This window comes from Helicobacter cholecystus, from assembly GCF_003364215.1.
Lineage (GTDB): Bacteria > Campylobacterota > Campylobacteria > Campylobacterales > Helicobacteraceae > Helicobacter_G > Helicobacter_G cholecystus.
The window spans coordinates 173,385-186,067 of sequence record NZ_NXLU01000002.1; the positions used below are offsets into that span (position 1 = coordinate 173,385).

At 35.3% G+C, this 12,683-nt stretch carries 13 protein-coding genes; 6 read left to right on the forward strand and 7 right to left on the reverse strand.

Going from position 1 to position 12,683, the window contains the following annotated elements; genetic code table 11:
- Positions 1–2: 2 nt before the first annotated feature.
- The 6 genes from hypB to CQA62_RS02650 are packed head-to-tail and all read left to right on the forward strand — an operon-like array spanning position 3 to position 4,081.
- Entirely contained in the window at positions 3–668 is a 666-nt protein-coding gene (hypB, locus tag CQA62_RS02625) for a hydrogenase nickel incorporation protein HypB (RefSeq protein ID WP_104724485.1), read from the forward strand.
- Positions 668–913: a HypC/HybG/HupF family hydrogenase formation chaperone gene (locus tag CQA62_RS02630; protein WP_104724484.1), complete on the forward strand. Its 246-nt coding sequence runs from the start codon at positions 668–670 to the stop codon at positions 911–913. Before hypB ends, CQA62_RS02630 begins: the two co-directional genes overlap by 1 nt.
- Positions 906–2,024, forward strand: a complete 1,119-nt coding sequence (gene hypD / locus CQA62_RS02635) for a hydrogenase formation protein HypD (protein WP_104724483.1) — start codon at positions 906–908, stop codon at positions 2,022–2,024. Before CQA62_RS02630 ends, hypD begins: the two co-directional genes overlap by 8 nt.
- 9 nt (positions 2,025–2,033) lie before the next feature.
- Positions 2,034–3,038 (forward strand): hydrogenase expression/formation protein HypE, encoded by a 1,005-nt coding sequence (gene hypE, locus CQA62_RS02640; protein WP_104724482.1) that lies wholly within the window; start codon positions 2,034–2,036, stop codon positions 3,036–3,038.
- Complete coding sequence (locus CQA62_RS02645) at positions 3,038–3,379, forward strand: hydrogenase maturation nickel metallochaperone HypA/HybF (protein ID WP_104724480.1); 342 nt, start codon at positions 3,038–3,040, stop codon at positions 3,377–3,379. Before hypE ends, CQA62_RS02645 begins: the two co-directional genes overlap by 1 nt.
- Before the next feature lie 6 nt (positions 3,380–3,385).
- Positions 3,386–4,081 (forward strand): M48 family metallopeptidase, encoded by a 696-nt coding sequence (locus tag CQA62_RS02650; RefSeq protein ID WP_104724478.1) that lies wholly within the window; start codon positions 3,386–3,388, stop codon positions 4,079–4,081.
- Here CQA62_RS02650 and CQA62_RS02655 read toward each other — a convergent pair.
- The 7 genes from CQA62_RS02655 to selA all read right to left on the reverse strand — a co-directional run bounded on the left by CQA62_RS02655 (position 4,071) and on the right by selA (position 12,651).
- Positions 4,071–4,448, reverse strand: coding sequence for an ankyrin repeat domain-containing protein (locus CQA62_RS02655; RefSeq protein ID WP_104724645.1), 378 nt, complete (start codon positions 4,446–4,448; stop codon positions 4,071–4,073). The genes CQA62_RS02650 and CQA62_RS02655 overlap by 11 nt on opposite strands.
- A gap of 47 nt (positions 4,449–4,495) precedes the next feature.
- Entirely contained in the window at positions 4,496–5,923 is a 1,428-nt protein-coding gene (locus tag CQA62_RS02660; protein WP_104724476.1) for a catalase, read from the reverse strand.
- Between the two features lie 147 nt (positions 5,924–6,070).
- Positions 6,071–7,177 carry a conjugal transfer protein TraF gene (gene traF, locus CQA62_RS02665; RefSeq protein WP_104724474.1) on the reverse strand — a complete coding sequence of 369 codons (1,107 nt, stop codon included), beginning with the start codon at positions 7,175–7,177 and terminating at the stop codon, positions 6,071–6,073.
- A gap of 59 nt (positions 7,178–7,236) precedes the next feature.
- Positions 7,237–8,448: a molybdopterin molybdotransferase MoeA gene (locus CQA62_RS02670; protein ID WP_104724472.1), complete on the reverse strand. Its 1,212-nt coding sequence runs from the start codon at positions 8,446–8,448 to the stop codon at positions 7,237–7,239.
- Between the two features lie 2 nt (positions 8,449–8,450).
- Entirely contained in the window at positions 8,451–9,458 is a 1,008-nt protein-coding gene (locus CQA62_RS02675) for a hypothetical protein (protein WP_104724470.1), read from the reverse strand.
- Complete coding sequence (selB, locus tag CQA62_RS02680) at positions 9,455–11,299, reverse strand: selenocysteine-specific translation elongation factor (protein WP_104724468.1); 1,845 nt, start codon at positions 11,297–11,299, stop codon at positions 9,455–9,457. The genes CQA62_RS02675 and selB overlap by 4 nt, the downstream gene beginning before the upstream one ends.
- The gene (gene selA / locus CQA62_RS02685) at positions 11,299–12,651 is read right to left on the reverse strand and encodes an L-seryl-tRNA(Sec) selenium transferase (protein ID WP_104724466.1); all 1,353 of its coding nucleotides are present in this window, start codon (positions 12,649–12,651) and stop codon (positions 11,299–11,301) included. The genes selB and selA overlap by 1 nt, the downstream gene beginning before the upstream one ends.
- Positions 12,652–12,683 lie beyond the last annotated feature (32 nt).

Genomic DNA, 12,683 nt, shown 5'->3' on the forward strand with positions numbered 1-12,683 from the left:
AAATGCAAGATAATCCACAACTTAAAAAATCACTTGATTTGGTGCAAAAGGTTTTAAGTAAGAATGATCAAGAGGCAATGAAGATTCGTAATTTTTTTAATGATCAAGGTATTTTGGGATTAAATCTCATGAGTTCTCCTGGAAGTGGAAAAACAACACTCTTAGAGCAGCTTTCCCTTAAAAAACCATTTAGTTTTAATGTGATTGAGGGAGATTTAGAAACTGAAAATGATGCAAATAAGCTTAGAGAAAAAGGAATTGAGGCGGTGCAGATTCAAACTGGGAGTGCATGCCATTTAGATGCTTTTATGATTTCTGAGGCACTTTCAAAGATGCAATTTGAGGGCATTGATGTATGTTTTGTAGAGAATATTGGAAATCTTGTTTGCCCTGCAAGCTATGATGTGGGTACACACTACAATATTGTTTTGCTCTCTGTTACAGAGGGGGATGATAAAGTGGAGAAATATCCTGTAATGTTTAAAGAAGCAGATTTAGTGCTTGTGAGTAAATGTGACTTGATTGAGCATTTTGATTTTGAACCTGATTTGGTGCTTACTAGGGCAAGAAAACTTAATCCAAAAGTTGAGATGATTAAATTTTCAAGCAAGAGCGGTGAGGGTTTGGATGAGCTTATTGCTTGGATTAATTCTAAAAGGAGAAAATAATGTGTCTTTCTATTCCATCACAAGTTGTATCTATTAATCAAGAAGAAAAGACCTGTATCGTCGATACAATGGGAACTCAAAGAGAGGTGAGTTTGGATATTTTACAAGAAGAAGTTGAAATTGGGGATTATGTGCTTATTCATATTGGCTATGCAATCAATAAAATCTCCAAAGAATATGCTTTACAATCTTTGGAGCTTTATGAGAAAATTGTAGATTCTATGCAAAAGGAAGAAGATGCTTAGTTTAAAGGATTTGTATCATGGTTTTAGAGATCCTAAAAGTATTTTAGCTCTTTGTGAGAATATTAAAGAGCAAGCAAGGGGTTTAGAGAAAAGAATTCGCGTGATGGAGGTATGTGGAGGGCATACTCATAGCATTATGAAATATGGTATCAATCAGCTTGTGGGCGATATTTTTGATTTTATTCATGGGCCAGGATGTCCAGTATGCATTATGAGTAAATCTCGTATCAATCATGCTATAGCTTTGGCTAAGCAGGAAAACGTCATTTTGGCAACTCTAGGAGATATGATTAGGGTGCCAAGCTCTGAGGGTTCTCTCTCTGAGGCTAGAGCAAATGGAGCAGATGTAAGATTTGTATATAGCCCTTTAGATTTAATTAAAATTGCAAAAGAAAATCCAAATCAAACAATTATTTATTTTGCCATTGGTTTTGAGACAACAACTCCAATGAGTGCGGCACTTTTAGAGCGTATGGAGAATGAGGGGGTTAAAAATATTTTATTTCATATCAATCATGTTTTAGTTCCGCCTCCTATGAAAGCCGTATTAAATATTCCTGAAGTAAACATTGATGCATTTATCGCCCCCTCACATGTTTCTGTGATTACAGGAAGTAAGATTTATGAGGAATTTCCCAAAGATTTTAAACGCCCAACTGTAGTTGCAGGATTTGAACCAGTGGATATTTTAGAGGGACTAAGTATGATTCTTAATCAAGTGAAAAATTCAGAAGTAAAACTTCAAAATCAATATACACGCTCTGTAACTTTTGAGGGCAACACATTAGCCCAAGAGAAAATTGAGCATTATTTTGAAAAAAGAGAGAGTTTTGAGTGGAGAGGAATTGGAGAGATTCCCTATTCTGCTCTTAAGCTTAAAGAGGAATTTCAAATTTATGATGCAGAAGTGATCTATGCAGATATTTTACCTAAAGATAAAGTCGCAGAGCCTAAGGGTTGTATTTGTCCAAAAATTATTTGTGGAAGTGCAAAACCTATAGAGTGTAAACTCTTTGCTAAAGTTTGCACACCTACTTCTCCTATTGGAAGTTGTATGGTCAGTAGTGAAGGAGTTTGTAATGCATATTTTAGATATGGAAATTTACTTTAGGAGAGTGGTATGAAGCTAGAAAAAATTAGTCTTGCTTGTGGAAATGGTGCAAGTGAGAATAATGCTTTGATTGAGGGAGTTTTCTATAAACATTTTAAAAATGAGATTTTAGAGCAAAGCAATGATGCCTCTATTTTTCAAGCACAAGGAAAATTAGCCTTTAGCACGGATTCTTTTACTATCTCTCCTTTATTTTTTAAAGGAGGGGATATTGGAAAACTAAGTATTTGCGGGACTTGCAATGATTTGGTGATGATGGGGGCAAGACCAAAATATTTGAGTGCTTCTTTTATTATTGAAGAAGGGTTTGAAGTGAGTAAGCTTGAAAGCATTGCCCACTCTATGGCTAAAGAGTGTGAACAAAATGGTGTAAGAATTATTACAGGAGATACAAAGGTTGTTGCTAGGGGGCAAGCTGATGGAGTGTATATCAATACTGCTGGGATTGGAGAGGTGATTTATGAAGGGATTTTGGCTTCAAACTTGAAGAGTGGTGATGTGATTATTGTCTCAAACAGTATTGGAAAGCATGGAGCAAGTATTTTTGCTCAAAGAGAGGGGATTGAACTTGTTTCCAATCTTAATTCAGATTGTGCATCTTTATGGCAAGTACTTGAGAGTGTATTTGCAAGTGATGTAAAAATCAATGCCTTAAGAGATGCAACGCGTGGAGGGATTTCAGCAGTTTTAAATGAGTGGGCAAAAGCTTCAAAGGTTTGCATTGAGATTGTAGAAGAGTGGGTGCCTATTTCAAGTGAAGTTCAAGGGATTTGTGAATTTCTAGGTTTAGAGGCTTATGCATTAGCCAATGAAGGGACTTTTGTAATGGCGACTCCAGAGAGTGAAGCTCAAAAGATCTTAAATCTTTTACATGCCAACCCTCTAAGTACTGAGGCAAAAATTATTGGAAAAGTGAGCAAGGAATATGAAGGAAAAGTTGTGTTGCACTCAAGTTATGGGACAAAAAGATTCCTTGATATGCCAAGTGGTGAAATTTTGCCAAGGATTTGCTGATGCATGAATATTCAGTCGTTCAATCTTTTATTGAACTTTGTGAAGATTATGTAAAGGAAAATCAATGCCAAAGAGTTTTGGAGGCTAAAGTCAAGGTAGGGATTTTAAGTGGAATTGAGTTGGGATTATTTCAAAGAGCATTGGAGACTTTTAAAGTTGGAAGTGTCTTAGGGGATGCTAAGATTGAGTATGTGATCCAGCCTCTAGTGCTAAAGTGCCAAGATTGCAACCGTATCACCCAAACTCAAAAACATCATGTGCAATGCTTACAATGTGGGAGTGTTGAAGTTAAGATTTTAGAGGGTGAAGAGATGACTTTGCTTCATCTTGAAATGGAATAAGAGAGTGTGATTAAAGAAATTAAGGGCTTAGGTGCTTTAACTCATGTGCATTTCACACTTCAGCAAAAAAAGATTAAAAGTATTATTTTAAGAGTTAAAGCTAATAATCATATTCATATTACTTTTCCTTATGGTGTGGGGATTGAAGAGATTGTAAGGGCAGTAGATAAAAGAAAAGAATGGATAGAATCCAAGCTTATTGATTTTTCCTGTGTACAGAAAGAGCAGTATTGCAATGGGGGATGGATATACCATCTAGGAAATATATACTCTATTGATTATATCTTTGCACCTAGAATTCATGTGAGTTTATATGAGGGAAAAATTCAAGTGAGTGCAAAAGAAGAAAGTGCAATAAAGCCAATACTTGAAAAATGGCAAAAAAAAGAAGCCCAGAGGATATATGCTGAGATTTTATCTTATTGGGCAGAAAGATTGGGAGTGCAAATCTCTTGTCTTTCTATTAAAAAAATGTCTTCACGCTGGGGATCTTGTAATCCTAAAAAAGGTTATATCAATCTTAATTTTGTATTAGTTAAGATGCCAAGAGCACTTATTGAATATGTTGCCGTGCATGAGCTTATTCATTTCTTTTTTTATTACCATAATAAAGACTTTTATGCGATGATGAACAAGTGTCTCCCTGAGTGGAAACAAAGAGAGACAATGCTAAAGGAATGGAGCAGGAAGATTAAGATTTAGAGTTTTTGCTCAGATGTAGAAGTCTTTTTGCCAAAGCAAAATGTCCAAACAAAAGAGCAAAGCGATAGGGTGTCATTCCAAAGCCACTACTTTGGTGAAGATTGGCACCATAACTTATAAGGAGTTTTGCTATATCTTCATAGCCTTTAAAGCATACACCAGCAAGAGGTGTTTGTCCTCTTGCATTGACTTCATTAACATTTGCTCCTCTTTCTAAAAGCATTTTTGTAGTTTTTAGAGCATTATTGTAACTTGCAAGCATTAAGAGCGAATCTCCTTTATGGGTTTTAAGATTAATATTTAACCCTGCATCAAGCATTATGCCAAGATTACTATAATCATCTTTTCTTGCAAAATCAAAAGCCATTAAGCATAATTCTTCAAACCTTTGCTCTTCTTCTAAAGTAAGTTGCACTAAAATCTCCTTAAAGCTGTTTTTACACCCTGTGCATACTCTGCAGAGATTTGTTCAAAAAGATCTAATGCTTTTTGGATAATTCTCTCTTCTACGCCATCTAGAGAATCCGCAATATTATTAAAGAGTTGTTGTTTTTGTTCCTTGCTCATAAGAGTAAAGAGTGCTCTTGGTTGAGAAAAATAGTCTTCATCAAGTGGTGCATAGCGTTGTGCATGACCTTCTAAGATAAGATCAGGTTCTAAATATTCTTTATGCTCCTTGGGTGCATCCGCATAACTATTAGGCTCATAATATGCACAACCATTGTTGTATGTATCAAAATTCATACTTCCTGCAACATTATAAGTATTCACCTCATTTCTTGCCCGATTAACAGGTAAGAGGTGATAATTCGTTCCTACACGATACCTTTGTGCATCCGCATAGCTAAAGATTCTTGCCTGAAGCATTTTATCAGGACTAAAGCTAATTCCAGGGACAATGTTAGCAGGACAAAAAGCAGCTTGTTCAACTTCATTAAAATAGTTTTGGACATTTTGATTAAGAATGAGTTCCCCAACTTCAATTAGAGGTGCAACTTTGTGAGACCAAACTTTTGTTACATCAAATGGATTAAAACCAAGTTGACCAACCTCTTCTTCTCCTAGAACTTGGATATAAAAAGTCCATTTTGGAAAATCCCCTTTTTGAATGCTTTCATACAAATCTCTTTGATGGCTTTCACGATCTTTTGCAATAAGTTCTCCTGCTTCTTGATTGCTAAGGGTTTGAATGCCTTGTTGGGTTTTAAAATGAAATTTCACCCAAAATCGTTGATTATCTTTATTGATGAGACTATAAGTATGGCTTCCATATCCATTCATATGGCGATAGGTTTTTGGAATCCCACGATCACTCATAAGAATAGTCACTTGATGAAGTGATTCTGGAGAGAGTGTCCAAAAATCCCATGCTGCATTATTACTTCTAAGATTATTTCTAGGATCCCTTTTTTGACTATGAATAAAATCTGGAAATTTGTATGCATCTCTTACAAAAAAGACGGGAGTATTATTCCCTACCATATCCCAATTGCCTTCTTTTGTATAAAACTTAATTGCAAATCCTCTAGGATCTCTTTCTGCATCTGCAGCACCAAGTTCTCCTGCTACTGTTGAAAATCTCAAAAACAAAGGTGTAACCTCTCCTTTTTGAAGAACTTGTGCTTTGGTATATTGAGAAATATCTGCAGTTACTCTTAGCTCACCATAAGCACCACTTCCTTTTGCATGGACAGTTCTTTCAGGGATACGCTCTCTATTTTGGTGGGCAAGTTTCTCTAATAAGATATAGTCTTGGAGCAAAAGTGGCCCCTTAGCTCCCGCTGTGAGTGAGTTTTGGTTATCTGCAACGATATTTCCAAAGTCATTTGTTAATTTTCTCATATTTTCTCCTTAATGATTTTAGATAATAAAAATTATCAATAAATTAATATTACTAATTAAAAAATAACAATAAAAAAACAAGAGTTTAAAAGTTTTAATAGAAGAATAAAAAGTTTATAGATCTCTCCCCAAAAAAGAGGAAAGAGATTAGAAGGAGAAACCAGCACCAACCTGTAGTGCAATATAGTCAGGGATTTTCTTTCCATTCACTGGACTTGTCTTCTTGCCAAATTGTACACCAATATCAAAGAATGTAAGTCCCAGTCCCAAAGAGAAGATCATATCATCTGTATGTTGTAAGTCTGTTGCGATACCTCCACGAAGTGCAATCCAGCTAAAATCAAATGCAGTCCCTAATCCAATCATTTGAGTTTTGAACTTTTCATTTCCAAGATCCTTGTTTGCAGTGATATCAACATCCATTCCAATCATAAACCAATCAAGATCCAAAGCCACACCAGCACGAGCTTGCGGAGCAATTGTAAAATTTCCAGTGCTCGTCTTAAATGTTGGAGAGTTAAGATATTTTCCTACCACTCCCATTGTGAAGCAATCAGCAATTTCATAACTTACTCCTAAATCAATTCCAAAGTTTGAAACTCCATCAGCAACTTTAAAATTCATAACATCTTTGAGGGTATCTTTTATATTTGAACCCTCTGCAATTTTAAGGTTTAGATTGGTTACTGAGAGACCCATATATTTTGCAACAATACCAAAACTAATATCCCCAGCATTTGTATCAAGTTCAAGAGCATAACCTACAGGAACTTCAAGAAGTGTAAATACAGAACCCCCAGTTAAAATTTGTGCATCTTGTAGATTGGTAGTGGGGGGTACTAATTGTAGAGAAGCATGTGCGCCCATATTTAAAAAAGCACCTGCAGCCAAAACCCCAAATCCAAAATCTGGAAGTTGAAGTGCTATGCCATCTTGATTTGTAATTTGGAGATTACTGCTTTTTGTTAGCCCATTAAGTTTAGATTCAATAAGATCTTCAGGAGTGCTTTGAACAATATCAAAAAGCTCATAGAAATGATTGCTCTTTGCTTGAAGTCCAGCATAGAGTCCAACCTTAAACCCATCATCTGCAGCCATTAGGGCAGGGTTATAATAAAGTCCCCAAGAAGAGTGTTTCATTGCGACACCAACACCCCCCATACCAAATGCTTGACTTCCCATAGTCCCAAACTCAAGAGCTTGAACTGAAGTGAGTGAAGCAATTAGAGCAAGTGATATTTTTATTTTTTTCATTATTCCTCCTATCTATGCAAAGACATAATCAGATTCTACCCTTTATTTGAAAATATGTTCTAAAAATTTATCCATTGAAATTTTTCCCCTTCAAAAGTAAAGGGGAGGAGTAAAATTTTAATTTCCTCATTTTCTTTTATATTTTCAAATCTTTCATCAAAGATTGCAATGGCATTGCTTTCTTTGATGGGTAAAATTGCCCCTGAACCATATTTTCCATCTTTATATGCCTTAAAATATTCACCATCAAAACTACCCAAAATCATATTGCTCCTTCCATTCTTTAGTTTAAAAGAGCTTTTATTTTTGGCTTTAAGTGAGTAAGGAAAGAATGAATTTGCACCTTGGAGTGCAAAAAGAGAGGGAAGGGCGATAGTGATAAGATTGAGAAGACCACTGAGTGGATTTCCTGGAAGTGAGAAAATAATGGTATTTTTAAGTCGTGCCATAAGCATTGGGCGTCCTGGTTTAAGGTTGATTCCATGAAATAAAATCTCTGCCCCTTTTGCAAGCAAGGCTTTTTCAAAAAAATCAGCCTCTCCCACACTTGCTCCTCCACTTGTAAAAACTACATCAAAATTTTTAAATTTATCAATTTCTTCTTCAATCGTTTCTAATTGATCACTTAAAATCCCTTGATAGTGTGGATTAAAGCCATAAGAGCTTAGAAGTGAATGATAAGAGAGTGCATTAATGTTGTAAATTTGCTCCTCTTTTGCACTTTCTCCTAGCTCAACGACTTCATTCCCACTAGAGTAAATTGCAATGTTGAGCGGTGAAAAAACTTCAAACCTATCAATTCCTTGAGAAGCAACTAAGGAGAGATTGGCATAAGTGAGTTTTTCTCCACGCTTAAGTAAAATTTCACCCTTCTTGCATTCTTCTCCTTCAAATTTAATATTGCTGTGAGGTTTGAGTTCTTTGATAGGCTCGATACAATCTCCTTGAAGTTTGGTATTTTCAAATGGAATGACTAAGAGTGCATTGCTAGGGACTTTTGCACCCGTCATAATCTTAAAACACTCTTCTTTGGGAATGAGATGGGGTGGAGTATCTCCAGCAAGGATTGTGTGTGTAATTTTATAGCTTTGTGCAATTTCACTCACCACATATCCATCCATTGCAGAATTGCTGAAGGCAGGGAGATTACGCTCACAGTATAGGTCTTGAGCCAAAATCTTATTGAGTGCTTCAAAACTTTTGATTTGCTGAGTTGTTCTGTTGAGTGATTGAGAGAAGGCAATTTCATAGGCTTGTTTTAAGGTAATCATATTTATATCTCCAAAGTTCTAAGTTGATTATAGTGATGGGCAAGAATTGAAGGGATTTTGGGATCAAAATCTGTAAAACTAATACTCAAGAGCTCTCTAGAAATAAGTTCAGTATATCCCATTTCTTGTAAAAGAAATGATGGCCTTGAAAAGCCAAAGAGACACTCTTGTCCATTGATTACATTAATCCCTTCAATTTGTAAGCTTTGTAACAAATTCCTTGCTTTAACTCCTTTTAATCTTAATGCTAGAGTATTGCAAAGAGAATGGGTTAATGGGGCAAATAAAGAGATATCTTTGTGATTAAGAAGAGAGAAGAACTCCTCTTTCTTGTCTTCTTTGGGAGTGCAATAGGATTTAATCTTTTGCAAAAGTGTGCCATAGAGCTGATGAGTGTAGCGTGTAGGGGAGAAGTAGTGAGTATGCGAGAGAGAGGAAAGAAATACCCCATGACCTCTTAAAAATCCCAAGCTCTCACAATCACATAAAAAGATTGTGTTTTTTTCTATTTTAGGCTTAAGACCAAAGCGCACAGCATAGCTAATATCAATGATAAAGAGTGCATCTTCTCTTTGTTTTATAAGTTTTTGTATGGGATTGATTGTGAGCAAATCTTGATTGATGTAGGGGATGATGAATGTATCACAAGAGTTAAATCTATTTAAATTTTCAATAATTCCACTCTCTTGAGTAGGAAGTATGGGGGTGATGGGAATGATAGATTTGAGGAGATGATAGGATTGATAAGCTTGTTGATGATTGCTTAGAGCAAGGGCAATATTGTGCTTATGAGTATGCAAAGAAAGTAAAAGTTCGCTAAATGCTCCGCTTAAAAAAGAAAAATTTCCTCCACTCTCCCCCCCAAAATATTCACTTAAAGCCTCAAGTTCTTTTTGATTATGTTTGAATATAGTTTGAGAAGCAGGGGGAATATTTTGGGTGGGAAGAGAGAAGAAAAATGCATTATCTTCTAGAGTGATATTAGGGTTTTGCAAAATATCAAGCTTCATTTTTGCCTCCTTTGATGCTTATAGATTCTCTTTGTCCCATCTTTTGTAATATCTTCAAAGCTATCTAAATACTCTAGATAGGCAATAAGATATTTTCTAGAAAGGGGTAAAACTTCTTTAAGACTTCCCACGTCTATAAAACTTTTTTCTTCAATCACACTTCGCATTAAGGCTAGGATTTCATTTAAAGCCTTTGTGGTGATGAAAAGATTATGCTCAAGTCTTACAACTTTTTGAGAAGCACAAAGCTTTTTGAGTGCATCATCCCCACTCTTTCTATCAATATTTAAAGATTCGTAAATATTATAAGGTGCCTCTGGGGAGTAAGATTGACTAAGGAGAATATTATAGATCTTATCCACTAAAAAATCTGCTTGATTTTTGATTTTACTTGTTTTGCTTGTGTATAAACCATTATGCAATGCAAGTTTTCCATAGGAGTGAAGAGAGGTTAAAATATGTTGTAAATAAGGCTCACTTGCCCAAGGAGTCTTGAGTTTTAAACTGGAGGCAGAGAGAAGAGCATTTGGATTTTTTTCTAGAGTTGAGAGAATATTTTGTGTAAGCTTTTGAGTGCTTTTGATTGAGTAGAGTACAAGATTTTTCTCATCAAAAAATACCTCTTTTAATTCTTTTGCAATTTTGCAAGCCTCAAAGTGAGAGAGTGCAAATCTTTGGCTACTAGAAATGAGTCCAAAACCCTTAAGATGAATAGAAGCAAGAAATAAGAAAGCTTTTGAAAAATCTTTTTGGAGCAAATAGGTTAAAAGCTCAACTTTTTGAGTCTTTTTAATAGGATCAGTAATAGGTGCTAAGATTTTTCCACCACATAGAGTTTGATTATTACTTCTTAGAATGAAGGCTTCCTCAAAGATAGAGTAAATTTTTTCTTCACACACAAGATTTGCAAAACAGCTTGTAGAACTTAAGAAATGCAAAGGAATAATTTTAACATTCACTCTTTTTGCACCAATATGCAATGAAGCATACTTTGGGAGTGAGTTAAATCCAAAAAGATAAACATCTAGCTTGTCAAACCCTCTTAAATATCCCTTTTTAGAAATAAGCATTCCACGTTTAAGCTCATTTGCTCTCACTCCAGAAAGATTAAGTGCTACACGATGAGAGGGGAGGGCAGATGAGGCAAAATCTGAGTGAATTTTAATTCCCCTGACATTCACTTCTTTGGCTAAATCATAAATAAAAACTCTCTCCCCCTTTTTGATTTCACCACTTAAAGAGCTTCCACTCACAACACAGCCTGCACCACTGATAGAAAAAGCTCGATCAATATAGTATCTAAAAAAGCCGACATCCTCTTTTTGAGGTTTTTGTAATGTTTGTAGATAATGTAAGATATCTATTTTATCTCTCTCTTGATTTAATGTGCTAAAAGTAAAAATTTTTTCTAGAGAAATTTCAAGAGAAGAGAAAAAGTCTTGGATTTGTTTTTTGACCTCTTGGATTCTGTGCGGAGAGCTTTTATCGCATTTACTGATCACACAAAAGCATTTTTTAATTCCTAAAAAATTTGCAATCTGCATATGTTCAATGCTTTGAGGCATTAATCCATCATCACTTGCAATAATTAAACAAATCACATCAACGCTAAAAGAACCTGCTATCATGTTTTTAATGAGTTTTTCATGTCCTGGAACATCAATAAAAGCAATATTGCGAGAGGGAAATTTAAGATTTGAAAAACTAATGTCTAAAGTAATTCCTCTTGCTTTTTCTTCTTTGCTTTCATCCCCATCAAAACCATTGAGTGCTTTGATAAAAGAAGTTTTTCCATGATCAATATGTCCTGCAAGCCCAACTAAAATATCATTATTTTGCATCAAATTTCCTTGCTAATTTCTTCAAGTGCCTCTTTGATTTGGATGTATTCACTCTCTTGGATACAGCGTAAATCCAAACATACTTTCTCTTGAATAATTCTAGCAATAATTCCCCTTTCCCTTAATTTTTGCTCTAAAACTGAAGCTTTAAGATTTGGAAGGCTTAAAGAGATGCCATAAGATTTAAAAGGGGTTTGAGGCAAACTTCCACCTCCAGCCAAAGAATCTAAAACAATAGTTTGAGACATCAAGGGGGGAATAGGTGCAAGAAGAGAGAGGAGGGCTTGAGTTTTTTGTTTGATTTGCTCAGTTGAGAGATTAAGCATGCAGAGAGTGGGAATTTTTTCAAACTCTTCATTAAGATAAGCCCTTAGAGTAGCCTCAAGTGTAAGTGTGGTAAATTTATCTATCCTTAATGCTCGTAAGAGATGGTTTTTTTTGAGTTGTGCAATGAGTGCAGATCTTCCTATAATTATTCCAGCCTGAGGTCCACCAAAGAGCTTATCTCCACTAAAGCTTAAAAGTGAAGGATTGGCTTTGCAAAGTTCTAGAATACTTGGTTCTTCATTTGTGCAAAGTCCTTGCATATATCCACTTCCTAAATCATAATAATCAATTAATCCTTTTTGTTTTGCTAGATCTGTTAAGGCAGAGAATTGTACACTTGCAGTAAAGCCAATTTGTTTAAAATTACTTTGATGTGCTTTCATTAGCATTGAAGTTTCTGTATTGATTGCTTCTTCATAATCGCTTAGATGGGTTTTGTTGGTTGTACCCACTTCTACAAGTTTACTTCCTGAAAGTTTCATCACTTCTGGGATTCTAAAAGCTCCTCCAATTTCTACCAACTCACCCCGTGAGATAATGACCTCTTTATCTTTACCAAAAGTGCTAAGTACAAGTAAAACTGCACTTGCATTATTATTCACAACAATGGCATCTTCACATCCTAAAAGTGTGCAAAGTAAATGTTTAAGATGGGTATATCTCTCACCTCTTTTCCCCTGTTTAATATCATATTCAAGATTGTTGTAACGTACAAGAAGAGGGAAAACTTCATCTAAAATCTCTTGAGAAAAAAGACTTCTTCCAAGATTGGTCTGAAGCACAACGCCTGTAGCATTAACAAGGGGCAAAACACTGCTTTGTGTGTGTTTAGAGTAGAGAGAGAGAAGATGAGATTTTAAAGTATGAATACAAAAAGAATGCAAAGTATTGCAGAGGATTTGCTCTCTAATCTTTTGCAGTTCTTCTTGAATAAGAGGTTTTAAAATCTTGCTTTTACACTGAGTGAAAAGTGGATCTCTGAGCAGTTCGTCAACTTTGGGTAGAGTTTGTAGCAATTCTTTCACGGAATTCTCCAAAAAATAAATTTCTAATATAT